The following is a 24679-nucleotide window of genomic DNA, read 5'->3' as shown; positions in this document are numbered from 1 at the left end:
CAGTGTGATGTTGGTCAGTGGCTTTATGATGAAAAGTATCATCTTGAGTCTCTTTTAGGTTCACAGTTTTATAGTGAACTTGATGCAATTCACGAGACTTGGCATCTAGAATATGCAAGAATATACAAAATATTTTTTAGCGAAAAAAAAGAGAAGGGATTGTTTTCTAAATTATTTGCTTCTTCTAAAATAGATCCTCTTGAACTTGATAAAGCAAAGCTGTATTATGCGGAGCTAAACGAAACCACTCAAAAACTTCTCTGTATTCTAGAGAAATCACAAAGAAGACTCAGCGCTTTAAATGAATCTAAATTTTCTTGATAGAGTTTACCGTATAGCAACTTTTGTGATATATTTTGCCACTGTTTTTAATGTACTATTCAAGATATAGAGAGTATTATTCAGATGAAGGTGCTGTTGATTTGAGTGAAACATTTGGATAGTCGGTTTTTTTAGGAAGTGTCTTTTCTTTAGACCTTCTTATGAAAGCATGGTTGTAACATGCACAAGAGTGCAGTAGAAACCAATAAAAGGGAAAAAATATGAAAGTAGTGTATCCAACAGATGAAAATATGGGTTATCTTTCCAAAAGAGGTGCGCACTTTGGTAAAGCAAAGTTTTATACGGTTGTAACTTTGGAAGATAATAGTATTAAAGATGTTGAAGTTATTGAAAACCCAGGTCATTCTGGTGGTGCATGTGGTAATGCAGTTGCCAATATAATGGATTTACAACCCGACGCCTTAGTTGTTTCAGGCATAGGGACTTCTCCTGCTGCAAAGTTTGCTGAGGCTGGACTCGATGTCTACTTCGATGCTGAATCACCGACAGTTGAGCAGAGTATAGTAGAATTTTCTTCTAAGCAGCTCAAAAAAATTGCTGATGAAGGTACATGCTCGGCACATTAAAGAGGGTCTATAATGAAGAGTAAAAAACAGGTTCTTGTTCTTGGTGGTGGATATGGTGGCATTAAAGCTTTAGAGACTTTTGCTCATAATGATTTTTTGGATGTTACACTTATAGATAAAAATCGCTACCACTATTTACAAACTGAGAGTTACAACCTTGTTGCTTTACAGCTTTCACTTGAGGATATTATTATTCCTTTGGATAGACTTGTGCAAGGGATAGATAAAAGGTTTCAATTTATTCAAGATGAAATAATAAATATACAAGAGACAAAAGTAATCTGCAGAGGAGGAGAGTACTGTTTTGATTATCTTCTTGTAGCAGTAGGAGTGCAAACATTTTTGCCATCTCTTTTGAAGCATGAAAAGCTTTATGAAGTGAAAAATTTATCAAATGCCTTGTATTTGAAACAGCATTTTGAAAATACAATTGTCAAACATTTTCAAAAAGAGCAACAATTAAGTAACATTATTGTTATTGGTGGAGGTTCTAGTGGTGTAGAGATTGCAGCGGAGATGCAAAACTATATCAATGAGTCAAATTTAAAGGAAGAGGTGAAGATCTCTTTGATAGCCGATCTCTTTTTAACAGAACTCGATGAAACATCTCGAGAAAAAGCACTTGATACACTACAAGATATGGGGATACATATCATAAAAAAAATGGTTACAAAGGTGCAAAACAATAAAGTATATTTTGAAAATGAAACAATAGCATTTGATTTTGGAGTTGTAGCAGTTGGTTTGTCAGCACACGATTTCATAGAAAAGCTTTATTTTCCAAAAGAGAAAAACCTTCTTAAAGTAGATGCGTACTTACGCCTATACAAAAATATTTTTGCTGCTGGAGATTGTGCTTTGTTAGAAGATAGAGATGGAAAATCTTTACCACAAACAGCACAAACAGCAGAACAGAGTGGTGTTGTCGCAGCAGAAAATATCATGCGTTGTATTAATAACAAACCCTTAATAAAGGCCGATATAAAAATATATGGTTTGGCAATAGCTCTTGGTGGAAAGTTTGCCATTGCAACCGCATCTTTTATAAAAGTAGATGGACTTCTTGGTTATTTAGGAAAAAAAGCAATTGAGCAGTATTATAAGATTTCCTTAAAGTTGAAAATTTAATAAGTCTAAGTCTTTTTGATTGTTTCTAACAAGGTAGTCATTTCCTCTGGAGGAATTGGTTTAGAATACAAATACCCTTGTATGGCTTCACAACCATTTTGGAGCAAAAACTCTTTTTGTTCAAGTGTCTCAACGCCTTCTGCGATGAGTTTGAGATTAAAAGCTTTTCCCATAGCGATGATGGTTTTTGTAATGGTCATATCATCTTCATCATTTGGTATGTCACGCACAAATGATTGGTCTATCTTTAGTTTGTTCAGTGGTAATTTTTTAAGATAAGAGAGTGAAGAGTAGCCCGTTCCAAAATCATCCATAACAATGTCAATTCCCAAATCACTTATGAGTTGCAGTTTTTTTATAGAGAGTTCAGGGTTTTGCATTACTTGTGTTTCGGTGACTTCAAGTTCAAGTTTGTTTTTGTCAAATTTATATCTTTGGAGTATGAGCAATAGGTAGTTAATAAAGTCAGCTTCATTAAGTTGTTTCATTGAAAGATTGAGTGAAAGCTTCCCTGGATTGAAGCCTGCTTTATACCATCTCGCATATTGCTTGATGGCTTTTTTCATGACAATCCTATCAATCTCAACAATAAGATTTAAATCTTCTGCAAGTGGTATAAAATCATTTGGGGGGATGAGACCTAGTTCACTATGCTTCCATCTTACAAGTGCTTCAGTACCTATGAGAGTGTCTGTCTCTCCTAAGTATTGGGGTTGAAAATAGACAACAAACTGTTCCTCTTTTATGGCAATTCTTAGGCTGTTTTCTAGTATCACTCTTTTGTATACAGAGGCTGTCATATTTCTTTTGTAAAGCATGTAAGAGTTACGACCATTTTCTTTTGCTTTGTACATTGCAGCATCGGCATATTTGATGAGACTGTTCTCATCGGTGGCATCATCTGGATAGATGGCTATACCAATGCTTGCGGTGATATGTAAATGCAGGGTTGAAATAGAAAAAGGTTTATGCATTTTATTGATAATTTTTTTAGCAACTTTTTCAGCACTTTGTACTGTTTTTATATCGTTGAGAATGATGGTAAACTCATCACCACCCAAACGGGCAAGTGTGTCATTTTCACGAATAGATTTTTTGAGCCTGATACTTGCTTCTTTGAGAACTTCATCACCGATATGATGACCTAAAGAATCATTGATGTCTTTAAAATGATCAAGATCAATAAATAAAAGAGCAAACTTCCCCTGACTGCGTTTATGTGCAAGAATGGAACGCTCAAGCCTATCTTTAAAAAGTGCTCTGTTTGGAAGCTCCGTTAGAACATCATGATGTGCTTGATGCTTGAGCTCTAAAGAACTCTCATGTAAAAGTTTTTCATTTTTCACTCTTTGAGTGACGTCTTGGGTAGTTCCTATAAGCTTGGATGCTTCACCATTTTCATCATAAAGTATTTGTGCATTTACAACAATATCTAAAATTTTTCCTGAGTTAAGTTTCATTTTTCCTTCAAAAGTTCCAGGTTCTTTACTTTTGATAAGTTCTTGGAGTTTCATTTTTGCACGTTCAACATCTTCTGGAATAAGATGCATAAAAAATATATCCATTGTAGGTTCAAAAGAAAAAGGTTCATAGCCATACAGAAGGTAACTATTTTTAGACCAGATAGACTTATGTGTTTTTAGATCAACTTCCCAACTGCCTAAATTATTTAATTTTTCAAGAATTTGAAAATTGTTCTCTCTTACTTTTAATTTTTTAAGAGCAGTCTCTAAGTCATCATCTTTGATGTTTATAGGCATCTATCTGTCCTTTGGTAGCATATGACCCATTTCATCACGTTTGACATCAAGATAGTTTTCATTATGTATATTTGACTCCATTACTATTGGTACACGTTCGATAATCTCGATATCACTGATAGAATTAATCTTGTCTGGATTATTTGTTAAAAGTTTTATCTTTTTAATATTGTAGTGATTGAGTATAAAAGTAACAATTTCATAAGTTCTCTCATCTGCTGCGAATCCGAGTTGGTGATTTGCTTCGACTGTATTGAAACCTTTGTCTTGTAGGGCATACGCGTTTATTTTATTTAAAAGCCCGATATCACGCCCTTCTTGACGAAGGTAGATAACCATACCTCCGGTCTCATTTGCCATCTTTAGCCCATACTCTAACTGGTCACGACAGTCACACTTCAAGCTCCCAATGGCATCGCCTGTAAGACATTCAGAGTGTACACGTACTATGGGTACATCACTTAGCTCTTTTGCAGAGATAACAAGGTGTTCTTTTTGCCCTTCTTTAAAGGATTGTACATTAAAATTACCAAACCTTGATGGTAAATTTGCTACTTCAGAAATGTTTATATTCATTAATTTAATCTTTAAATGGTAAAATATTTGTCTAAAAAGTTTATTATACAAAAGATTAATAAAGTAAAGGTTTAAAAATGTTTCAAAGATTTCGTAGAACTCGTTTAAATAAGCATCTTCGTGCTTTAGTTCGTGAGACTCATGTAAGTACAGATGATTTCATATACCCATTGTTCGTGCGTAGTGGAGAGGGGATTAAAACAGAAGTAGCTTCTATGCCAGGTGTTTTTCAAATGAGTATAGATGAGGTTATCAAAGAGTGTGCTGATTTAAAAGAGCTTGGTATCTACTCTGTTATCCTTTTTGGGATTCCTGATGTGAAAGATTCTATTGGGAGTGATGCTTTGTGTGAACATGGGATTATTGCCTCTGCTATTAGAGCGATCAAACAAGCACATCCTGATATGTTTGTTGTAACAGATTTATGTTTTTGTGAGTATACGGACCATGGGCATTGCGGTATTATTGATGAAGAGCATGAAACAGTCGATAATGATGCGACCCTAGATATCTCAGGACAACAAGCGATTATTCATGCAAAAGCTGGTGCAGATATGATAGCACCTTCTGGAATGATGGATGGTATCATCCAAACACTCAGAACTGCACTTGATGGAGCAGGATATGAAAATCTTCCGATTATGGCGTACTCTACAAAATTTTCTAGTGGATATTATGGGCCATTTCGTGATGTGGCTGAATCAAGCCCTAGTTTTGGAGATCGTGCATCATATCAAATGGACCCTGCAAATCGTCGTGAAGCCATTGCTGAAAGTATTAGTGATGAAGCACAAGGCGCAGATATCTTGATGGTGAAACCTGCTCTTGCCTATCTTGATATTGTGCGGGAGATTAAAGATGCGACTACGCTTCCTATGGCTGTTTATAATGTAAGTGGCGAATATGCGATGTTGAAATTTGCTGGAATGAATGACTTAATAGATTATGATAGAGTTGTTATGGAGACTATGATAGGCTTTAAACGCGCAGGTGCAGACATAATCATCTCATACCATGCAAAAGAAGTTGCCAAAATGCTAAATAATAGCTAATTTAAAGAAAAGTATATTAAAATAGCTTATAAACAAAAACTAGGGATTTACAGTGAGACATTTTTTAACACTCAAAGATTTTACAAAAGAAGAGATTTTAGAAATTATTGATATTGGTTTAGAAATAAAAAAAGATTTAAAAGCAGGTGTTTTTAAGAAAGAGCTTGAGATGCAGACGCTTGCTATGATATTTGAAAAGAGTTCGACAAGAACGCGTGTTAGTTTTGAAACGGGTATGTTTCAGCTTGGAGGGCATGCACTTTTTCTCTCAAACCGTGATATTCATTTAGGTAGAGGTGAACCTGTAAAAGATACAGCAAGAGTTATCTCAAGTATGTGTGATATGGTGATGATACGTACCTATGAACACTCTATGATAGAAGAGTTTGCATCGTATTCAAAAGTTCCTGTGATTAATGGACTGACAGATACGTATCATCCTGTACAGCTTTTAGCTGACTATATGACAATGATAGAGTATGGTATAGCAGAGGATGCTATTGTCGCTTACATTGGTGATGGAAATAATATGACAAATTCTTGGTTGATGCTTGCTGCTAAACTTGGATTTGAACTTCGTATAGCAACACCAAAAGGTTATGAAGTTGATGAAGCTGTTTTACGTGATGCCCTAGATATTGCTAAAGAAAGCGGGGCTATCATTAAAGTGATGAATGATCCTAAAGAAGCAGTATGCAGTGCCACAGTTGTTACAACAGATACTTGGGCTTCTATGGGACAAGAAGAAGAAAAAGAACAACGTATAAAAGATTTTGATGGTTTTATGGTGGATGGACTTACGATGTGCTTAGCACGAAAAGATGCAAAATTTTTGCACTGTCTTCCAGCCTATCGTGGACAAGAAGTGAGTGAAGAGTTATTTGAAGACAATGCAGATATTGTTTTTAGTGAAGCAGAAAATAGACTCCATGCCCAAAAAGGTTTGATGGTTTGGCTTAATCAACACAAGGACTAAGTGATGAAACTCTTCTTACTTTTTATCATTGCGTTTAATATGCTCTTTGGAGCAGAAGTTGTAAAAGTAGGAGAGCGATTTGAGAGTTCTACTAAATGTAAGGTTTGTCATAAACGAATAGTAGAAGAGTGGGAAAACTCTTGGCACTCTAAAAGTCATTTTGCTAAAGATGAGTACTTTGCAAAGAGTCTTAAGTATGTTAGCCGTAAAAGTAGAAAAAGTCTAAACGCAGTAAAAGTACAGTGTGCAACTTGCCATAATCCGCGTATAAGTGTCACAACAACAGATGAAGATTATGACATTGCCGCGGTTATGGGACTTACAAAAGGCGATGAAGTTGAACAAGCGGTTAATTCTAAGGCCATTAGTGAGGGGATAAACTGTGTTGTTTGTCATAGTATCGCTAAGATTCATGATGAATATGATAAAACAAAACGTGGTATCAACAGAGTAGAATGGACAGCTTCAGGTGTAATGACAGGTCCTTACAGAGATGCAAAATCTCCTTATCACAAAGTAATCTCTCACGAGTTTATGAATGAAAATCCAAATAAACTTTGTTTTGTATGTCATGCAAATGATAGAGCTTTAGGTGGTCTAGTTTTTACAGATATGCAGAGTGAATTTGTTGGCAAAAAAAGTTGCGTAGATTGTCATATGGGTAAAAAAAGACGTGATGTTGCTGCAACGTATCAATTTAATGGCAAAGAAAAAATGCGTATGGTGCGTCATCATGGTTTTAAAGGTGGACATACTGCTCGTATGTGGAAAGATGCACTTGCACTAAAACTGAAAAAAGTACATAATAAGCTAGAGATAACTATTCTTAATCCTCAGCCTCATAATATACCAAGTGGATTTGGTTCAAGGGAGCTGGTTTTAGACGTGACTTATAAAAAAGGTTTTACTATTTTAAAAGAGGAATCAATTTCATTGACAAGACGCTATATGCGAAAAAGAAATAAACCGACGATTCCACATCTTGCTACAAGTCAAAGTAAAGATGAAAGTGTAAGAGCACACGGAAAAAAAGTGGTAAAAGTAGCCTTATTTAAGGATGCAAATAGTGTAGAGGTAAGTTTGTATTATCGTCTTGTAAATAAAGAAGTCCGTACACTTTTGGATCTTAAAGATGAAATATGGTCTAAAAAAAGTTTTATCACAACAAGTTCTATCAGTCTCAAGTAAGATATAAAATATCTTACTTAGTAGCTTATTCCAGTTGCACTTCTTATCTTTTCAATCATAGGGGAAGCTATCTCTTTAGTTTTTTGAGCACCTGCATTGAGAATTTCTCTAACCTCTTCTTGGTGAGATGCATAATACTCTCTTTTTTCTCTATATGGTTTGAAATATTCCCAAATTACATCATGTAAGTAGAGCTTAAAGTGTCCATGTCCTTCCCCTCCACGTTTGTAACGCTCTTGTAAATCTCTGCATTCATTTTCATTTAAAAAGAGTTTCGCCATATTGTAAACATTACAATTTTCATACTCTTTTGGCTCTTCAAGTGGAATAGCTTCTGTAACAATTTTTTTAATTGTTTTAAGTTGCTTCTTCTCTTCACCGAAGATATTTACAGTATTGTTGTAACTTTTAGACATTTTTTGTCCATTAGTTCCAGGAACAGTGGCAACATTTTCTTCAATTTTAAATTCAGGTAGTTTAAAAATATCTCCATATTCATTGTTGAATTTTATTGCAATATCTCTTGCAATTTCAACATGTTGAATTTGATCTTTTCCAACTGGAACAATATCAGGAGAATAGAGTAAAATATCTGCTGCCATTAAAACAGGATAGGAGAAGAGGGAATGGTTGGCTGCGATGCCTTTAGCCGTTTTATCTTTATAGCTATGGGCACGCTCAAGTAGTCCCATCGGAGTAAAGGCAGAGAGTACCCAGTAGAGTTCAAGTACATCTTTTACATCTGATTGTACCCAAAAAGTAGATTTGTCAGGATCAATGCCAAGTGCCAAAAAATCTGTTGCTGTTTGCATCGTAAGCTCTGCAAGTCTTGGTCCACCATTCCCACTACTCATTGCATGATAATTTGCAATAAATGCAAAAGTATCATTTGCTTTTTGTGCATCAACCATTTGTTTAATTGAGCCAAAGTAGTTTCCTATATGCAAGTCACCTGAAGGTTGAATCCCAGTTAATACTCTCATGAAATTATTTCCTATTTTTTTTGGCGTATTATACCCATCTCAGCTTTATTTTGTTATTATGTAACTTAAATATACGAAGCAAATTTTGCTTTAAAACAAAGGACTTGTTGTGAACTTACAAATTCGTTCAAAAGATATTACGTTAACTGATGCTACAAAAGCTCACATTGAAAATGCTGTTGAAGTGTTTAGAAAATATAGTTTAGATATTACAAGTGTAAAATGTATGATTACAGCAGAAAAAAAAGGTGTTTTGGTAGAGTTTGAGATTCATGTTGCGCATGCACAGCCTATCATTATCACTCAAGAAGATGATGTTCTTGATGCTGCTATTGATATAGCAGTTGATCGTGCTTCTAAAGCACTACGCCGTTTGCATGATAAAGTGACGGATCATCATAACACTTCTATTAAAAATTTAGAAACTTTAGACGCATAAATAGTAGGGATAGAGTTGAAAGTAATTTTACTACTGTTGATAGCATTTAACCTCCTAGCATCGAGTAAGTATTCACTGCGTTTAGCTCAAGGAAAAGCAAGCAATTATGATCTTGGTGAAATTCTTACGGGAAGTATTGGGAAGTTTAAGAACGAAGATAAGGTGTATTCTCTTGACGCTGGTTATCTTTTGGCTGAATCTTTCAAAGGTTCTTCTTTTGATATTTATTTACGCTCTGGTTTGTCTAATTTTACACAAGGAGCGGGCAAAGATAATATATATGAGATGACAATCTATCTTAAAGCTTTTTGGAATATAGACTTTTTAGACAATAGAGCAAGAATAGGTTTTGGAGAAGGTCTTTCATATACAAGTGGAGTCTTAGCTGTAGAACGTGAAGACGCAGTGTCGTATGGGGATAACAATTCTCATTTTTTAAACTATCTTGACATTAGCGCAGATTTTAATTTTGGACTTCTCAGTGGAGTTAAAACATTGGATCAAACTTATGTTGGTGTGTTGATTAAGCATCGTTCAGGCATCTTTGGACTCATCAACAATGTAAGGCATGGTGGATCAAACTATCTTAATGTCTATGTAGAAACAAATTTTTAGGAAATTAATATATGTATAATTGGCTTTTATGGTTTCATGTTATCTCGTTTATCTCTTGGTTTGCTGTACTCTTTTATCTTCCTCGTCTTTTTGTTTATCACGCAGAAAATATTCGAAATAGCGGTTTTGTAGAAGTTGCAAAGATTCAAGAGATGAAACTTTTTAAATATATTGGAGTTCCTGCAATGTGGGCGACGATACTCAGTGGTTCAGGGCTTATTTATGAAATAGGTTTTGATGGTGCTTGGTTACATGCGAAACTTTTGTTTGTATTTTTTTTAATTATTTATTTTTATTCATTAAATAAATTGAGAATAGAGTTCTTAGAAGATAGATCTACAAGAAGTGGAAAGTTTTTTAGAATCTATAATGAAGTACCAACAATACTTATGCTTTTCATTGTGGCTATGGTGGTTTTTAAACCATTTTAAGATGAGATTAGCTCATCTTATTTAGAATTATTTTTTTCTTCTTCTTCTTCTTCTTTTTTCATTTTCTTATAAAAATAAAGACTCAGAGCTGTAAGTCCAATCCCACCAAGTAAAAATGTTGTAGCAAGAGCATAGGTCATTTATTTGTCTCCACGTTTTTTAGCTTTAAAAAGTAAAGGTGTTCCTGCAAAGTTAAAGGCTTCACGAAGCTTGTTGGTGAGGTAACGTCTGTATGTAAAGTGAAGACCTTTTGGTTTGTTCATTACTATGGCTATCTTTGGAGGTCTTGTTTCATATTGTGTTGCATAATAGATACGGATAACTTGACCATGCATACTAGGAAGAGTATGACGGCGAAGTGCACGCTCAAGCACTTCATTGAGTTGTGAAGTTGTAATTCTTTGTGAGTAGTTTTCATTTATCTCTAAAATCATGTCATGGAGTTTATCAACTCTTTGATGTGTTTGTGCGGAGAGTGTAATGATGGGAGCATAGGCAAGAAACTTGAATCTATCACGTACTTCTTTAAGAATTTTATCGTGATCTTCTCTTTTTGCAATATCCCATTTATTTAAAACGATAATACAAGCAAGCCTATTTTGATCTACAAGCCCAGCAATTTTTTCATCAAGGTCTAAAAAAGGCTCACTTGCATCTAAAACAACTAAAGCCATATTTGCATTTTCAAGCATCTCTTTTGTTCGCATAAGTGCAAATTTTTCAATCCCCACTATCTTTCCGCGACGCCTGAGACCTGCTGTATCAACAAATGTTAGTTGTTTGTCTTTGTAGTCTATCGTCTCATCAATAGGGTCGATTGTTGTTCCTGCTACAGAACTTACAACGGAGCGTTCTTCTCCAAGAAGGGCATTGAGTAGTGAGCTTTTACCGACATTTGTACGACCAATAATTGCTATTTTAATATGATTAATATCATTTTCATCGAACTCTTTAATACGGTCATTTTGTGCAAAAATAGAATTGTCTTCTACCTCTTCTTCATCCCAATAGATGTAACCGTCATCCTCTTCTTCATCACTACTATATTGAGCAAAAAACTCTTCATCACCCAGTTCTTCTTCTGGTTCACTAATGATTTGGACATCTTCTTCTTCATCTTTAATGAGGTCAGCATCTGGGAGTTTATCATGTATCCAATCAAGTAGCTCAACGGTATTTCTATTATGAGATACTGAGATTCCAAAGATAGCATCAGTGCCAAATTCATAAAATTCCCAAAGTTTTTCTTTCATTTTGTCATTGTCAATTTTATTGACCACTAGGGCGATATCTTTACCCATTGCTTGAAGTTCATAAAAAAGTTTTTTATCTTCGTCTTCAGGAAGACCCTTTCCATCAACCATATAAAGTATGATATCTGCTTTGTAAGCGGCTTTGAGAGACATTTCTTTGATCTTGTCAAAAAGCTCACAGCCTTTGTCGAGACCACCAGTATCTAAAAGCTCTGCTTCTTTATCAATAATGACAGCTGTTTTACGTTTAACGTCACGCGTTGTTCCCGCTAAATCAGAAGTAATTGCGTCACGTCTTTTGATAAGACGATTAAAAAGAGAGCTTTTTCCAACATTTGGACGACCAATAATGGCGATTTTTTTCATTTATGAACCTTGTATAACTTATGAAAGAGTATTGAATTTATTTGAAATTATAGCTAAATAAACGGAGATAGTTAAATGACACTCACAAGGGACACGGTAAATCAGAACTAAGATAACTTCAAAACTAAAGTCACCCTGAACTTGATTCAGGGTCTAGTTTATATGAAATTATAAGCTAGATTCCCAGTCAAGCTGAGAATGACTTGAGTTTTGATTTACCGTGCTCGAGGGAGTTTAGAGTGCCATTACTTTAATAAAAGAAAGAGTTATTCTGTAGGGAACTCTTTATCTAAACTCTCTAGTGCTTGCTTGGACTTAAATTGTTGCCATAATGCATTATCATTATTGAAACTTGAATCAACTGCTTTATTGTAAGCATTTTTTACAGCTTCATTTACATTGGCCTCAGGAACTGTGACAAGCATGTAAATAGCACCAGATGGTGCATTCCACATATCCATAGCTTTTGAACCTTTTAAGTCAACTTTTGCAACCTGTTTTGTAACCGCTGTTGTTACTTTGTCAACTGTTTCAGCTGAGCCATTACCCGTTGCTCGGGTAAAACCTTCCATTTTATCTTTGACTTTTGTTTCTATCTGTTGTGCTAAATCAGAACGCCCGTTCATAAGGGCTACTTTTCTCATGTGAGCGATACCTGCAGCACTTTTTTCAGCAACACCAACGCCTGCATAATAGCCTTCAACTTCAGGAATACAGGTCCATCTTGGTGCATCTACACCTTCTTGTTGACAGCTAAATGTAGGATTGTATTTTTTACTCTCAGGCTCTTTATCACTACATGCCGTTATTGAGGCTGTCACAACAGCTATGAGTGCTAAGTTTTTTATGAGTTTTATCATTATTTTCACCTTGAATTGTTTTTGTTTATATTATAATAGCATAAAAAAACAGGGTTCCAATTGAAACAATATTATTCATACGAAAATTTTAAAAAAGATACGAATAAATTAATAGTTAATACAAAAGCATTCAAAGCAGATGCAATATTGGCAATTGCTAGAGGTGGGATGAGCCTTTCTCATGCGATGGCAGAAGGTTTAGATATTCGCGATGTGCAGAGTATAAGAACAGAGCTTTATGATGATGATTGTAAACGCAGTGAACTCTTTCTTTTTGGAGAGTGTGCATTTCACCACTCGGTAAAAAAAGTTTTAGTGGTAGATGATATCGCTGATAGTGGTGAGACTTTTGCGTATATAATGCGCTATTTAAAAGAGAATTTTCAAGAGATTGAGTTTCAGTCTTGCGCATTGTTTTATAAAAAAACTTCCATGTATGAACCTGATTATTGGATCAATGAGGCAAATGCATGGATAGAATTTTTTTGGGAGAAAGACTTTAGCCTCTCGCCTTCTTAATCATCTCATATGCTTGATTGATCTCTTGTGTTTTGGCTGTTGCCTCTTTCATATAGGCTTCTCCTTTGTTTTGTGACTTAATAATATCAGGGTGATACTCGCGAACAAGTTTACGATAAGCTTTTTTGATAGTATTCATATCATCATTTTTTGTTACACCCAGCACTTTGTATGCATCTTCAAGTGTTGCTTTAGGTTGGACATTTTTCATCATCTGTTCAAACTGGTCAAAAATAGCATGATATTTTTGTGGATCAAATGCAAATGCTTCAGCTATAATACCTAAAATCTCCTCTTCGCTTTGACTTACTTCCCCATCAGCAAAGGCTAGTTGGATTAAAAATCCCATAAATTGTTCTTGTTGTGCTTTATTGCGTTTGAGTGCATTGGCAAGTGCATGTGCGATTTGCTCCACATCATCACTTCTATCTTTTTCTTCATTAAATATTTGTTTTAAGATATCTTTTGTCTTTTGCGGTTGTGGAAAAACTTTTGATATATCATCAAACATGATGCCTACAAGTTGTGCTTCAAGTGCATCTACATGTCCATCAGCTTTGGCTACTTTTGCAACAAGTGCAACAAAAAGTCCCAAATCACTACTCTTGATTGACTCATAAGAGACGGAAAAGTTTTTAAATGCTTCTTGTGAATATTGTGTATATTTATTGTAGCTCTTAAATACATAATAAAAAACTGCGGCTAAGAGCCCGAGTATTATGAGATTGCCCATAAAATTCCTTTAAAATTGAATATTTTTGTATTATACAGACTTAAAGAAAATAAGGGTGAGTTAAAAATGATACAATTCGTTTATGAATAGACTTAAGAATTTAAACAAGGGTGTACAGTATATGCTTATTGCAAGCTTTACATTCGCTATTATGGGTGCTTTTGCTAAGTTAGCTTCAGAGAGTATGAGCTCACTAGAAGTTGTTTTTTTTAGAAATATCGCAGGTGTAATTTTAGTGGGGTTAGCAGTACTTAAAACGCCGATGAAACATAAGGGTGGCAAACCTTTTTTGCTCTTTTTTAGAGGTTTTATGGGCTTTGTGGCTCTGCTTGCTTTTTTTTACAATATCGCGCATATATCTTTAGGTGATGCTATGACTTACTCTAAAACCTCTCCAATTTTTACAGCTATTTTTGCTTGGTTGTTTTTAAGTGAAAAGCTCTCTTATAAAGCTTGGCTTGCAGTTTTTGTAGGTTTTGTGGGCATACTTTTTATCACTCAGCCGAGTGGTGTAGGCTTTTCTAAGTATGATTTATTGGGTATATTCAGTGGTGTCGGTGCAGCACTAGCATATACTTCTGTGCGAGAACTCAAGAGTTATTATGACACAAGAGCCATCGTGCTTTCTTTTATGGGCGTTGGAACGCTAGGACCGATTTTGCTCTTTTTAATTTCGCCATATTTAAACTATCCTGAACTTGATTTTATGCTTGGAAAGTTTATTATGCCTGAAGGGATTGTTTGGTTTTATGTCCTTGCTATGGGTCTTTTTGCAACGCTCTCTCAAGTGCTTATGACAAAAGCATACGGAGAAACAAAAGCAGGAATAGTAGGGGCTGTAAGTTATACAAATATTTTGTTTTCCATTATAGTTGGACTTTTTTTAGGAGATGCATTACCATCGTTACTCACGACTTTTGGCATTATACTCATTGTTTTTGCGGGTGTAATGGTTGCGCGCGATAAGTAGAGATTAAAAAGAAAAAGGTATAATTATATGCTCCCAACAAAAGTTGGGGGCAAAAATCTCAACAAAGGAGGAACTTTATGAAAAAGTTTCACCTCAAGTTGACTTTCATAGTTTGGCGACTTAAAGTCAGCTTGGAGCTAAAGAGGGTTTAACCCTCTTTGCCTTGTTGAGATTATACAACAAAACAGATAAAATATACAAATTAGGTAAAAATTATGAAACTTTTAGCAGGACCTTGTGTTATTGAAAGTGAAGAGAATATTTTTAAAATAGCAAAAGGCTTAGAAAAATATCAAAAAGATGAAACGATAGATTTTTATTTTAAAGCAAGTTTTGATAAAGCAAATAGAACTTCTTTAGAGAGTTTTCGTGGGCTTGGAATAGATGAAGGCTTAAGAATTTTACAAAAGGTCAAAGATGACTTTGGCTATAAAATTGTTACTGATGTGCATGAAAGTACTCAAGTTCCAGTTGTGGCAGAAGTTGTAGATATATTGCAAATTCCCGCATTTTTGTGTCGTCAAACAGATTTACTTGTCGCTTGTGCAAAAACTGACCGTGAAATAAACATCAAAAAAGGTCAGTTTTTGGATGCAAATGCGATGCAGTATCCGCTTTTAAAAGTTTTACAAACAAGAGGTTGCAGCGAAGCAAGTTATGAAAACTCTGTAAAACACGGAGTATATCTTTGCGAGCGGGGTAATACTTTTGGGTATGGAAACTTAGTCGTAGATATGAGAAATCTCGTGCTTATGCGAAAGTTTGCTCCTGTGATTTTTGATGCAACACACTCGGTACAAATGCCAACTGCTCAAAATGGAAAAACAGGTGGAGATAGTTCCATGGTACCTTATCTTGCAAGTGCAGCAGCAGCAATAGGTGTAGATGGATTTTTCTTTGAGACACATTTTGACCCAAGTTGTGCTTTGAGCGATGGTCCAAATATGCTAAGATTAGAACAACTAGAAAGTCTCATAGAAAAAATCAAAAAAATTCAAGCAATAAACTAAAAATAAGGAAAAGTAAAATGAATTTGATAGAAGGTAAGTTAAAAGTAGTAAACGGCAAAAAAATTGCAATAGTGAGTACAAGATGGAATCATTTTATCGTTGACAGATTAGTTGAAGGTGCAAAAGATGCATTTGATCGTCATGGTGGTGATGAAGCAGACTTGACTCATGTTTTAGTGCCTGGTGCATTTGAGCTTCCAATGATTGTAGATCAACTCTTAGCGAGTGGAAAATATGACGCTGTTTGTGCTTTAGGTGCAGTGATCCGTGGGGCTACACCTCATTTTGATTATGTATCAGCTGAAGCTACAAAAGGCATCGCTACGATGAGCTTAAAGTATCAAAAACCAGTATCTTTTGGTCTTTTAACAACAGATACTATCGAGCAATCAATTGAACGTGCTGGAACAAAAGCAGGAAACAAAGGCTTTGAAGCGATGACGGTTGTGATAGAGATGTTAGATCTATACGAGGCACTATAATGGCTACTCGTCAACAAGCACGTATGGCTGTTGTAAGCCTTTTATACGCATATGATTTAGGAAACGGAAACACATCGGAGCACTCAAACGAGATACTTGAAGAGAAAAAAATTCGTAATAAACAAAAGGATTTTGCTCTTGGTCTTTATGAGGGTGTTATGGAACATATTGAAGCTATTGATAAAGCCATCATTGAGCATTTGAAAGATTGGGATTTTGAACGTTTGGGTGCGATTGAGAGAGCGACACTGCGTTTAGCTGCGTTTGAGATTCTTTATGGTGAACTAGATTCTGCTGTTGTTATTAATGAGGCAGTGGAAATCACAAAAGCATTTGGAACAGAGCAGTCTCCAAAATTTATCAACGGTGTTTTAGACGCAATATCAAAAGACAAAAAGTAAAATGAAATGAAAAAGATACTTCTGCTTGCTCTTTTTGCTTCGACTTTTTTGTTTGGAGCATCTAGCTTTACAAAAACTAACAATTGTTTGAAATGTCATGGTGGAATTGAACATATTCGAGATGTGCAATCTGGCATGGCAAAAGCTATAGCAAAAAAAGCCAGTGAGGCAGGGTATCCAAAAAACAGCTGTATTGTTTGTCATGGGGGAAATCCGGCAACAAGACATAAATTTAAAGCACATAAAGGAACGATAAAATTCTTTTTAACCCATGAGGGTCCAAAAGAGTTTTATCCAGCACCTGGGAGTACTTGGATAAACCAAAATACTTGTGGTATGTGTCATAAAGAAGAAGTGGCAGCACAGATGAATTCTCTTATGATGACAGAGCAGGGAAAAATTCAAGGAGCACTTTGGAGCTTTGGTGCTAAAGAGGGATATAAGCACAACGTTGGGAACTATGTAACAAAAAATCCACAAGATATACATACGCGTTTGGGAACAAAAACATATAGAGAATATATGCAAAAACTCTCAAAAATGGAACCGCAGGCTTTTCCAAGCGAGATGAAAGAACTTCCAGCTGCACCAACAGCAGAAGAAGTTGAAAAAGATCCATCATTGGCTGTATATACCTATCTTCGTCAAGAGTGTTTACGTTGTCATACGGGAAGTAAAGGACGTCAAAAAAGAGGTGATTATCGCGGTATTGGTTGTGCAGCTTGTCATATTCCTTACTCTAATGAGGGCTATTATGAAGGTGGAGATAAAAGCATCTCCCATAAAGAAAAAGGGCACCTTTTAGTACATCAGATTCAATCTTCTCGAGGTACTAAAGTTACTGTACATGGACAAAGTTACTCAGGTATCCCTACAGAGACATGCTCGACTTGCCATAACCGTGGAAAGCGTATAGGGGTTTCATATCAAGGACTTATGGAGACTGCATACAATGCGACTTTTGATGAGCATGGTAATCCTCAGCCAAAACTTCACACAAAAAGATATATTCATATGCAAGGTGATGTGCATTTTAAAAAAGGGATGTTGTGTCAGGATTGTCATACCTCAAATGATATGCATGGCGATGGATTTTTAAGTGGTGCCAATGCAGGTGCTGTTGAGATAGAGTGTCAAGATTGTCATGGAACGACAAAAAAATACCCTTGGGAATTACCTTTAGGCTATTCGGATGAGTTTCAAACAAAACCAAAGAGAGGAAAAGCCAGAGGTGTGACCCAAACAATGGCAAAATATCTCAAGCAAGGATCTCTAAACGCAGCAGATGATGGGTATCTTCTCTCTGCACGTGGAAATCCACTTATTCATGCAACAAAAAAAGGCAATGAAGTTGTAATGCATCTTGCAAGTGGTAAAGATGTCATTTTAAAACCATTAAAACTACTAAAAAAACAAGAAAAATTATCCAAAGTTGGGCTCTTAGCAATGGATAAAATTACTGCACATAATGATAGACTTGAATGTTATACCTGTCATGCAACATGGGCGCCACAATGTTATGGCTGTCATGTAAAAATAGACTATAGCGGTGGGAAACAAAACCCCGATTTTTTACAATCTTCTCACGATCATGATTTACATGGAACGACGGGAGTGATGCGTAAATCATTACAAAATTATTTAGTAGATGGTAAAGTCATAGAGACGCGAAGTTTTTTACGTTGGGAAGATCCTGCACTCTCTCAAAATGGTGAGGGAAGAATCTCTCCTACCATTCCTGGATGTCAAACAACGATTACAGTTATAGGAAAAGATGGAAAAGCACTCCTGCAAAATCATATCTTTAAAATTCCAAATGTTGAAGGTGCTGGAGCAGAAGGACAAAATGCTATAGATATGGCACCAATTCAACCACATACTATACAAAAAGAGCCAAGAAGTTGTGAGAGTTGTCATGCAACGCCAAAAGCACTAGGCTATGGTATAACAGGGTCAAGAACAACTTTTGATCCTTCGGTTGATGCGATAGTGGACATTATGAGTGCGGATGGAAAAATAATGCCAACGATTATTGATAAGCAAATTCCAGCAATTCCTAATCTTCATTTTGATTACTCGAAATTTTTGGATAAAAATGGTACACAACTCCAAACTGTAGGGCATCACTGGAAACTCTCACAGCCTTTGTCAAAAGAGCAAATTGATAAAACAGATAGAGCAGGTGCTTGTATCGCTTGTCATGAGAGTATTCCTGATGGTAATCTAGCAGTTTCTGCAATGACACATATTGCAGAGATGGCTGATATTCAAATAGATAAAAAAGAGCATATGAATATATTAAGCAAGATACTAAATCTTGCGGCTTGGGTACAAGTTATAGTTGGTATATTTATTGGAATGTTTTTGATGTATATATTTTACAAAATATTTATCAAAAGGAAATCAATTAGATCAAGAAATAGAGGATGGAAATAGTGAAAAGACTAACAAAAGCAGAAGCTTTAGATCTGATAAAAAATGCTGATCTAAAAGAACTTGGGCGTATGGCGAGTGCTCGCAAAAAAGAGCTACACCCTGATGGGATTACAACCTTTGTGATTGATAGAAATATTAACTACACAAATATTTGTTGGGTTGATTGTAAGTTTTGTGCCTTTTATAGACATGAAAAAGATGCAGATGCCTATGTACTTACATTTGATGAAATAGATGCAAAGATAGATGAACTCTTAGAAATAGGTGGTACGCAGATACTCTTTCAAGGTGGTGTACATCCAAAACTAAAAATTGAGTGGTATGAGGATTTGGTAGAACATATCCACCAAAAATATCCTACTATTACTATTCATGGATTTAGCTCTATCGAACTTGATTTTATCGCTAAAGTTTCTCGTATCACTATTCAAGAAGTTCTAGCACGCCTAAAAGCTAAAGGTCTTGCTTCTATCCCAGGAGCGGGTGCTGAGATACTTTCAGATGAAGTCCGTGATATTATCGCTCCCAAAAAGATAGATAGTGAAGTTTGGGTGGATGTTCACCGTCAAGCACATAAACTTGGCATAATGAGTACAGCTACGATGATGTATGGAACAGTGGAGAGTGATGAAGATATCATAAATCATTTAGATATGGTACGTAATTTACAAGATGAAACAGCTGGTTTTAGAGCCTTCATCATGTGGAGTTTTCAGGGGAAAAATACAGAGTTACTGCGTTTGATTCCTGATATGGAAAAACCATCGTCAAATCGTTATTTGCGTCTGCTTGCCGTAGCTCGTTTATACCTTGATAATGTACCAAATATTCAAAGCTCATGGGTTACACAAGGACCTTACATCGGTCAAATGGCACTGCGTTTTGGTGCAAATGATTTAGGTTCGACTATGATGGAAGAAAATGTTGTGAGTTCTGCAGGTGCAGCGTATCACATGGCAAAAGATGAGATGGTACACCTTATAAAAGATATTGGTGAGACAGCTGCTGTGAGAAATACGGCATATGAGACTTTAGAGATATTTGCATAGATGAAATTTCTTTTAACACTTTTAATAATAGGACAGATTTTAATGGCAGCAAAAATAGATAGTATAGTAGTAAAAGGTATCAAGGTACCTTTGATTTTTGAAGAAGATAAGAGACTCCCTCTTGTGAACACACAGATAGTATTTACAAATAGTGGAAGCATCACTGACACAAAAATAGCAGGTTTGGCAAAATTTTCTGCAAAGATTTTAAATGAGGGGACAGCAAAACTGAGCTCGAACGGTTTTGCAGAGAAACTAGAGTCTCGTGCTATCCATATATCTGCAAGTACAGGGTCTGAGACTTTTGTACTTGAGAGTAGTTCACTAAAAGATGAATTTTCAAACGCAGTGAAATACACAGCAGAACTCTTAAAAGATCCCAATTACAGTGAAGCAGCTTTGAGCAAAGTCAAAACAATGACGCTTGGATCACTGAGTCGTAAAGAGAATGATTTTGATTATATTGCTTCAAATGAACTCAAAAGATTACTTTTCCCAGGTACACCTTTGGCACAACCAAGCGCAGGAACAGTTGCTAGTGTTAAGAGCATTACACTTGATGATGTCAAAGGGTTTGTAAAAGAACATTTAGTTATCTCTCGTGCGATTGTTGTTGTAGGTGGGGATGTTGATATCGAAGAGGTAAAGAAAAATATTAGTAAAATTTTAAAACTTCTTCCAAAAGGAAAAAGTGAACCTTTAGCGCATTATGAGGCTAGTAGAAATCCAAAAGAGAGCATACTCAAACGTGACACACAACAAGCCTATATCTATTTTGGTTCACCATATGATATGGCTGTAAATGATGAAGATTATTATAAAGCGAGAGTTGCTACTTTTATTTTAGGAACAGGTGGTTTTGGAAGTCGTTTGATGGAAGAGATACGTGTAAAAAGAGGACTAGCCTACTCAGCTTATGCAAGAGTGCATGTGAGTAAGTCAAGCTCGTATATGACAGGATATTTACAAACAAAACTCGATTCAATGGATGAAGCGAAAAAGACAGTAGTTAATGTGATTGCTAAGTTTGTCAAAAATGGTGTGACAGAAGATGAGCTTGAACAAACGAAGAAGTTTTTACTTGGAAGTGAGCCACTGAGAGTGGAGACAATGAGTCAAAGACTTAACCGTACTTTTATGGATTATTACAAAGGATTTGATTTAAATCATTCCGAAGTTGAATTGAAAAAGATTAAAAAACTAAAACTCAAAGACTTAAATGCATTTATTAAAAAACATAAAGAGATTTTAGAGCAGAGTTTCGCCATAGTTACAAAGTAGTCAAGTGACACTTATAGGTCAGATAGATAGGATTCTCTTTGAAGCCGAAGGTTTTTTTATTGCTGTATTAAAAAGTGGTGAAAAAATAAGCGGTACATATTTTGAGAGTGATGTAGAAAATATTAAAGGTTCTGCCATTACTCTTGAAGGGCATTGGGAAGAGCATAAAAAGTATGGAAAAACTTTTAAATTTGATTCTATAAAAGTTAATCAAAACGAGATTTTTTTCTTTTTAAACAAGATAATCAAAGGCTTCACTAAAAAACTCTCTGCTGAGTTGATAGAACATTTTGGTGCAGAAAAGTTAGTCGAAATTTTAGATAATGACATAGAAAAGCTTTTAGACTTTAAAGGGATAAAAGAGAAGCGTCTTAAAAAGATTCAGGCATCTTGGAAACAGTTTCGTTCCATGCGTAGACTTGGAGAATTTTTAACGCCTTATGAAGTTACACCTGCTTTGCTTACGACAATTGCGACGGCTATGAAAGATGTAGATGAACCTTGCACAAAGATAAAAAACAATCCTTATATCCTTACGAACATCAACTCCATAGGCTTTAAACGAGCAGATGAACTAGCTAAAAAAATGGGTGTCTTACCTGAAAATGAACAGCGAATCAGCTCTGCTATGGATTATGTATTGCTTAATTATTGTGAAGCACAAGGCAATAGCTGTATCTCCAAAGAAGTACTCTTTGGTGGGCTTGATGAACTTCTTGGTTTTGTGAATAGACAAAACCTTTATGAGGCTGCTCTTATTGAACGTGTGGCTGAACAAAGTATAGTGATCATGAAAAATGAACGTGTTTCTCCAGCAAGACTCTATGATGCTGAGAAGTTTTTGTATGATGATTTTACAAAACGTGCTAAAATTGACAATGGTGGTTTTGTAAAAGATTTAGCTGCCTTTTTAGAGGAGAGTTCCTTAAAACTAGGTGAGCAGCAAAAAAGAGCTGTTGAGATGATAAATAATGGAGCCTCATTACTCTTCTTGGTTGGATATGCAGGAACAGGAAAAAGCACAACTTCAAAAACGATTTTAGAACTGCTAAATACCCGTTATGATAAAAAAGAGATAATAACTTGTGCATTAAGTGGTATAGCCTCACAACGCATTAGCGATACTACAGGGTATGAAAGTGCGACAATTCAATCTCTTTTGGTTAAACACGAAGAGAGTGATAAATTTCCTTATTCCGTTGTGCTAATAGATGAAGCTTCTATGATAAACTCTTCTTTATTTGCGCGACTTATGAGTAAAATTTCTCAAAAAGCCATCGTTATCATAGTTGGAGATGATGCCCAACTTCCTCCCATCGGGGCTGGAAATGTCCTGAGTGATATCCTTACATTAGAGCTTGCGCCAACTGTAAAACTAACACAGATTTATCGTCAAAGTGAAGATCAGGCTATTACGCTTATTGCCAATCAAATACGTCAGGGAGAAGTTCCCGAATATAGACAGAAATATGAAGATTTTGAGTTTGTAGATGTAAGTATTAGTAACTATTATGCGCTTAAAAACCAACTCTCGCAAGATGAATTAAAAAATCTACGAGATGAAAATTCAAAGCAAATTATTACTGAAATTGTTCATCGTGTGGTTGAGTCGATTGAAAAAGCAAGGTATAGACTAAACAACAAGCAGATAAAAGAGTATCTGAATTATTTTCAAGTAATTACTCCTATGAAAGGTGGCATACTTGGTACAACAAATCTCAATAAAATATTGCAAGAGTATTTTAATCCAAATCCCAAAAAGTGCATCAAAAAAGGTGACTTAGAATTTCGTTTAATGGATAAAGTAGTACATACAAAAAATGAAAATATGACATCTTGGAGCTCTGAGGGTTTTAAAGAGGGTGAAGAAGCTTGTGAGCGAAGAATATTTAATGGTATGAGTGGACTACTTTTTAAGATAGATGATGAAGAAGACCAAGCCTATGTTTTTTACCCAAATGAAGATGTTGTAGTTCGCTATGAATATGATGAACTAAAATCTCATTTGATGCTTTCTTATGCTCTGACTATACATAAAGTACAAGGAATGGAGTACGACATCGTGGTAATACCTATGAGTTTTACACATTTTATCATGCATAATACAAAGCTAATATATACAGCGATAACACGGGCTAAACACAAATGTATACTCGTAGGTGAGGGAGGAGCATTTGAGAATGCTTGCAGGCGAGTGGATGTGACAAGAAGGGATACCGTACTTTTAGAGTTGGGAAACAGCCTGTAAAAAGAAATTTATAAGATAAAGTATCAAGAAAGTTCTTGATACTGAAAAGCTTATTTACTAACGCTATCCATTACAGTGTTAATGACTGGTGCGATGTAAGACATAGCTGAATCATCTTCTATGCTTTTCTTTAGTTCTTGTGTTGTGCTTATCGTTTGCACGTCAGTAATCTTTTTATTGAGTAGTGTAACAACAACTATCTTCGTAGTATCAAGCCCTTTTCTAAATGGTGCAGCTACAGTTTTATCATCTAAAAGTAAAACAGTATGTTTAAAGTCTTTTAAACCAGGTAATATAAACATACTGCGGATTAATGATGGCGCAGCACTTACATCAGCTATAAACTGTACATGATGGTCTTGTAGGTATGTCGGTTTTTGTGTGTTAAAAAAGTCATTACAAATATGAGCAGGCTCTTTATCAAAAGCAAAGATGAGCTTATAAGTATCTGCGTTAAGCGTATGTGGTTTTTCAAACTGATCTTTAAGGCTTAACTCTGTAAGACTTTTTCCAACTACGAGTTTTGGCTCAACATTTTTGTTTTCTTCTGAATTTGAACTACATCCTATAAATAATAAAGTAGCTAAAAAAGCAAGTATTATGTTTTTCATTTTATGATTTCTCCATGGTTTTTTGGCATTATAGACAAATGTAGTTAATAATAAAGTAGTAAAGTATAATTATAAGTAAAAATAGAGTAAAATTTTATAAACAAAATTAAGGAATAAAAAAAATGGCATGGGCAACAGCAAGACATATACTCGTAGATAACGAAGCAAAATGTAATGAATTAAAAACAGAGATAGAAAATGGAGCAGATTTCGCTGAGGTTGCAAAAGCAAACTCAACATGCCCATCTTCACAAAGTGGTGGAGATTTAGGGAAATTTGGACCAGGTCAAATGGTACCAGAATTTGATAAAGCAGTATTTAGTGGTGATGTAGGTGTGGTTTATGGACCAATCCAAACGCAGTTCGGATATCATTTACTTGAAGTGACTGGCAGAGGGTAATCT

Annotated in this window: 27 protein-coding genes; 19 read left to right on the top strand and 8 right to left on the bottom strand. The window is 35.5% G+C overall.

Features of this window, described 5'->3' with window-relative positions:
* The 3 genes from MV052_RS05765 to MV052_RS05755 form a co-directional block, all read left to right on the top strand.
* A partial coding sequence (locus MV052_RS05765; protein WP_297441840.1) for a CZB domain-containing protein occupies positions 1-321 on the top strand: 321 nt, incomplete at its 5' end.
* 221 nt (positions 322-542) lie between these two features.
* Positions 543-908: a NifB/NifX family molybdenum-iron cluster-binding protein gene (locus tag MV052_RS05760; protein ID WP_297441838.1), complete on the top strand. Its 366-nt coding sequence runs from the start codon at positions 543-545 to the stop codon at positions 906-908.
* A gap of 12 nt (positions 909-920) precedes the next feature.
* Complete coding sequence (locus MV052_RS05755) at positions 921-2036, top strand: FAD-dependent oxidoreductase (RefSeq protein WP_297441836.1); 1116 nt, start codon at positions 921-923, stop codon at positions 2034-2036.
* A 5-nt stretch (positions 2037-2041) separates the two neighbouring features.
* Here MV052_RS05755 and MV052_RS05750 read toward each other — a convergent pair whose 3' ends face one another.
* Both MV052_RS05750 and ribA read right to left on the bottom strand, forming a co-directional pair.
* Positions 2042-3796, bottom strand: a complete 1755-nt coding sequence (locus MV052_RS05750; RefSeq protein WP_297441834.1) for a GGDEF domain-containing phosphodiesterase — start codon at positions 3794-3796, stop codon at positions 2042-2044.
* The gene (ribA, locus tag MV052_RS05745; RefSeq protein ID WP_297441832.1) at positions 3797-4372 is read right to left on the bottom strand and encodes a GTP cyclohydrolase II; all 576 of its coding nucleotides are present in this window, start codon (positions 4370-4372) and stop codon (positions 3797-3799) included.
* Between the two features lie 77 nt (positions 4373-4449).
* Here ribA and hemB point away from each other — a divergent pair, with 77 nt between their 5' ends.
* Genes hemB through MV052_RS05730 form a run of 3 tightly spaced genes read left to right on the top strand, consistent with a single transcriptional unit; the run spans position 4450 to position 7588 of the window.
* Entirely contained in the window at positions 4450-5424 is a 975-nt protein-coding gene (hemB, locus tag MV052_RS05740; RefSeq protein ID WP_297441830.1) for a porphobilinogen synthase, read from the top strand.
* 52 nt (positions 5425-5476) lie between these two features.
* Positions 5477-6400, top strand: a complete 924-nt coding sequence (gene argF, locus MV052_RS05735) for an ornithine carbamoyltransferase (protein WP_297441828.1) — start codon at positions 5477-5479, stop codon at positions 6398-6400.
* A gap of 3 nt (positions 6401-6403) precedes the next feature.
* On the top strand, positions 6404-7588 hold the full coding sequence (locus tag MV052_RS05730) for a multiheme c-type cytochrome (RefSeq protein WP_297441826.1): 1185 nt from the start codon (positions 6404-6406) through the stop codon (positions 7586-7588).
* 17 nt (positions 7589-7605) lie between these two features.
* Here MV052_RS05730 and trpS read toward each other — a convergent pair whose 3' ends face one another.
* Entirely contained in the window at positions 7606-8571 is a 966-nt protein-coding gene (gene trpS, locus MV052_RS05725) for a tryptophan--tRNA ligase (RefSeq protein ID WP_297441823.1), read from the bottom strand.
* Positions 8572-8680: 109 nt separating this feature from the next.
* Between trpS and raiA the strand changes: the two genes are divergently transcribed.
* The 3 genes from raiA to hemJ are packed head-to-tail and all read left to right on the top strand — an operon-like array spanning position 8681 to position 10056.
* On the top strand, positions 8681-9010 hold the full coding sequence (gene raiA, locus MV052_RS05720) for a ribosome-associated translation inhibitor RaiA (RefSeq protein ID WP_297441821.1): 330 nt from the start codon (positions 8681-8683) through the stop codon (positions 9008-9010).
* A 15-nt stretch (positions 9011-9025) separates the two neighbouring features.
* Positions 9026-9625 carry a hypothetical protein gene (locus tag MV052_RS05715; RefSeq protein WP_297441819.1) on the top strand — a complete coding sequence of 200 codons (600 nt, stop codon included), beginning with the start codon at positions 9026-9028 and terminating at the stop codon, positions 9623-9625.
* A gap of 11 nt (positions 9626-9636) precedes the next feature.
* Positions 9637-10056, top strand: coding sequence for a protoporphyrinogen oxidase HemJ (hemJ, locus tag MV052_RS05710; protein WP_297441817.1), 420 nt, complete (start codon positions 9637-9639; stop codon positions 10054-10056).
* A 17-nt stretch (positions 10057-10073) separates the two neighbouring features.
* On the opposite strand, the gene MV052_RS05705 is transcribed toward hemJ, so the two are convergent.
* From MV052_RS05705 to MV052_RS05695, 3 genes are all read right to left on the bottom strand, one after another.
* Positions 10074-10196 (bottom strand): hypothetical protein, encoded by a 123-nt coding sequence (locus MV052_RS05705; RefSeq protein ID WP_297441815.1) that lies wholly within the window; start codon positions 10194-10196, stop codon positions 10074-10076.
* The gene (der, locus tag MV052_RS05700; protein WP_297441813.1) at positions 10197-11675 is read right to left on the bottom strand and encodes a ribosome biogenesis GTPase Der; all 1479 of its coding nucleotides are present in this window, start codon (positions 11673-11675) and stop codon (positions 10197-10199) included.
* A 266-nt stretch (positions 11676-11941) separates the two neighbouring features.
* Positions 11942-12535, bottom strand: a complete 594-nt coding sequence (locus tag MV052_RS05695) for an LPP20 family lipoprotein (protein WP_297441811.1) — start codon at positions 12533-12535, stop codon at positions 11942-11944.
* 60 nt (positions 12536-12595) lie between these two features.
* Between MV052_RS05695 and MV052_RS05690 the strand changes: the two genes are divergently transcribed.
* Positions 12596-13054, top strand: a complete 459-nt coding sequence (locus MV052_RS05690) for a phosphoribosyltransferase family protein (RefSeq protein ID WP_297441809.1) — start codon at positions 12596-12598, stop codon at positions 13052-13054.
* On the opposite strand, the gene MV052_RS05685 is transcribed toward MV052_RS05690, so the two are convergent.
* Positions 13035-13787 carry a TerB family tellurite resistance protein gene (locus MV052_RS05685; protein WP_297441807.1) on the bottom strand — a complete coding sequence of 251 codons (753 nt, stop codon included), beginning with the start codon at positions 13785-13787 and terminating at the stop codon, positions 13035-13037. The genes MV052_RS05690 and MV052_RS05685 overlap by 20 nt on opposite strands.
* A gap of 82 nt (positions 13788-13869) precedes the next feature.
* On the opposite strand from MV052_RS05685, the gene MV052_RS05680 reads away from it, so the two are divergent.
* The 8 genes from MV052_RS05680 (at position 13870) to MV052_RS05645 (ending at position 23664) form a co-directional block, all read left to right on the top strand.
* Positions 13870-14757 carry a DMT family transporter gene (locus tag MV052_RS05680; RefSeq protein ID WP_297441805.1) on the top strand — a complete coding sequence of 296 codons (888 nt, stop codon included), beginning with the start codon at positions 13870-13872 and terminating at the stop codon, positions 14755-14757.
* Between the two features lie 215 nt (positions 14758-14972).
* Positions 14973-15767: a 3-deoxy-8-phosphooctulonate synthase gene (kdsA, locus tag MV052_RS05675; protein WP_297441804.1), complete on the top strand. Its 795-nt coding sequence runs from the start codon at positions 14973-14975 to the stop codon at positions 15765-15767.
* A 17-nt stretch (positions 15768-15784) separates the two neighbouring features.
* Entirely contained in the window at positions 15785-16249 is a 465-nt protein-coding gene (ribH, locus tag MV052_RS05670) for a 6,7-dimethyl-8-ribityllumazine synthase (RefSeq protein WP_297441802.1), read from the top strand.
* The gene (gene nusB / locus MV052_RS05665; protein ID WP_297441800.1) at positions 16249-16650 is read left to right on the top strand and encodes a transcription antitermination factor NusB; all 402 of its coding nucleotides are present in this window, start codon (positions 16249-16251) and stop codon (positions 16648-16650) included. The genes ribH and nusB overlap by 1 nt, the downstream gene beginning before the upstream one ends.
* Positions 16651-16656: 6 nt before the next feature.
* A complete protein-coding gene (locus MV052_RS05660; RefSeq protein ID WP_297441798.1) occupies positions 16657-19086 on the top strand; it encodes a multiheme c-type cytochrome in 2430 nt (809 codons plus the stop codon).
* Positions 19077-20135 carry a dehypoxanthine futalosine cyclase gene (locus tag MV052_RS05655; RefSeq protein ID WP_297441796.1) on the top strand — a complete coding sequence of 353 codons (1059 nt, stop codon included), beginning with the start codon at positions 19077-19079 and terminating at the stop codon, positions 20133-20135. The genes MV052_RS05660 and MV052_RS05655 overlap by 10 nt, the downstream gene beginning before the upstream one ends.
* Positions 20136-20177: 42 nt before the next feature.
* Positions 20178-21416 carry a pitrilysin family protein gene (locus tag MV052_RS05650; protein WP_297441794.1) on the top strand — a complete coding sequence of 413 codons (1239 nt, stop codon included), beginning with the start codon at positions 20178-20180 and terminating at the stop codon, positions 21414-21416.
* A 4-nt stretch (positions 21417-21420) separates the two neighbouring features.
* A complete protein-coding gene (locus MV052_RS05645) occupies positions 21421-23664 on the top strand; it encodes an AAA family ATPase (RefSeq protein ID WP_297441793.1) in 2244 nt (747 codons plus the stop codon).
* 50 nt (positions 23665-23714) lie between these two features.
* Here MV052_RS05645 and MV052_RS05640 read toward each other — a convergent pair whose 3' ends face one another.
* Positions 23715-24275: a hypothetical protein gene (locus MV052_RS05640; RefSeq protein ID WP_297441792.1), complete on the bottom strand. Its 561-nt coding sequence runs from the start codon at positions 24273-24275 to the stop codon at positions 23715-23717.
* Positions 24276-24397: 122 nt separating this feature from the next.
* Here MV052_RS05640 and MV052_RS05635 point away from each other — a divergent pair, with 122 nt between their 5' ends.
* Positions 24398-24676, top strand: a complete 279-nt coding sequence (locus MV052_RS05635; protein WP_297441791.1) for a peptidylprolyl isomerase — start codon at positions 24398-24400, stop codon at positions 24674-24676.
* Positions 24677-24679 lie beyond the last annotated feature (3 nt).

The sequence above is a fragment of the Sulfurimonas sp. genome (assembly GCF_026988655.1).
In the GTDB taxonomy this organism is placed as follows: Bacteria; Campylobacterota; Campylobacteria; order Campylobacterales; family Sulfurimonadaceae; genus Sulfurimonas.
The sequence above is the reverse complement of the archived record's forward strand: the minus strand, read 5'-3'. Positions and strand labels throughout refer to the sequence as shown.

Excerpts from the sequence above, each read along its gene's own strand:
- MV052_RS05760 (WP_297441838.1), top strand. The coding sequence starts at position 543 with ATGAAAGTAGTGTATCCAACAGATGAAAATATGGGTTATCTTTCCAAA.
- MV052_RS05755 (WP_297441836.1), top strand. The coding sequence starts at position 921 with ATGAAGAGTAAAAAACAGGTTCTTGTTCTTGGTGGTGGATATGGTGGC.
- MV052_RS05750 (WP_297441834.1), bottom strand. The coding sequence starts at position 3,796 with ATGCCTATAAACATCAAAGATGATGACTTAGAGACTGCTCTTAAAAAA.
- ribA (WP_297441832.1), bottom strand. The coding sequence starts at position 4,372 with ATGAATATAAACATTTCTGAAGTAGCAAATTTACCATCAAGGTTTGGT.
- hemB (WP_297441830.1), top strand. The coding sequence starts at position 4,450 with ATGTTTCAAAGATTTCGTAGAACTCGTTTAAATAAGCATCTTCGTGCT.
- MV052_RS05730 (WP_297441826.1), top strand. The coding sequence starts at position 6,404 with ATGAAACTCTTCTTACTTTTTATCATTGCGTTTAATATGCTCTTTGGA.
- trpS (WP_297441823.1), bottom strand. The coding sequence starts at position 8,571 with ATGAGAGTATTAACTGGGATTCAACCTTCAGGTGACTTGCATATAGGA.
- hemJ (WP_297441817.1), top strand. The coding sequence starts at position 9,637 with ATGTATAATTGGCTTTTATGGTTTCATGTTATCTCGTTTATCTCTTGG.
- MV052_RS05705 (WP_297441815.1), bottom strand. The coding sequence starts at position 10,196 with ATGACCTATGCTCTTGCTACAACATTTTTACTTGGTGGGATTGGACTT.
- der (WP_297441813.1), bottom strand. The coding sequence starts at position 11,675 with ATGAAAAAAATCGCCATTATTGGTCGTCCAAATGTTGGAAAAAGCTCT.
- MV052_RS05695 (WP_297441811.1), bottom strand. The coding sequence starts at position 12,535 with ATGATAAAACTCATAAAAAACTTAGCACTCATAGCTGTTGTGACAGCC.
- MV052_RS05685 (WP_297441807.1), bottom strand. The coding sequence starts at position 13,787 with ATGGGCAATCTCATAATACTCGGGCTCTTAGCCGCAGTTTTTTATTAT.
- MV052_RS05680 (WP_297441805.1), top strand. The coding sequence starts at position 13,870 with ATGAATAGACTTAAGAATTTAAACAAGGGTGTACAGTATATGCTTATT.
- kdsA (WP_297441804.1), top strand. The coding sequence starts at position 14,973 with ATGAAACTTTTAGCAGGACCTTGTGTTATTGAAAGTGAAGAGAATATT.
- ribH (WP_297441802.1), top strand. The coding sequence starts at position 15,785 with ATGAATTTGATAGAAGGTAAGTTAAAAGTAGTAAACGGCAAAAAAATT.
- nusB (WP_297441800.1), top strand. The coding sequence starts at position 16,249 with ATGGCTACTCGTCAACAAGCACGTATGGCTGTTGTAAGCCTTTTATAC.
- MV052_RS05660 (WP_297441798.1), top strand. The coding sequence starts at position 16,657 with ATGAAAAAGATACTTCTGCTTGCTCTTTTTGCTTCGACTTTTTTGTTT.
- MV052_RS05655 (WP_297441796.1), top strand. The coding sequence starts at position 19,077 with ATGGAAATAGTGAAAAGACTAACAAAAGCAGAAGCTTTAGATCTGATA.
- MV052_RS05650 (WP_297441794.1), top strand. The coding sequence starts at position 20,178 with ATGGCAGCAAAAATAGATAGTATAGTAGTAAAAGGTATCAAGGTACCT.
- MV052_RS05640 (WP_297441792.1), bottom strand. The coding sequence starts at position 24,275 with ATGAAAAACATAATACTTGCTTTTTTAGCTACTTTATTATTTATAGGA.
- MV052_RS05635 (WP_297441791.1), top strand. The coding sequence starts at position 24,398 with ATGGCATGGGCAACAGCAAGACATATACTCGTAGATAACGAAGCAAAA.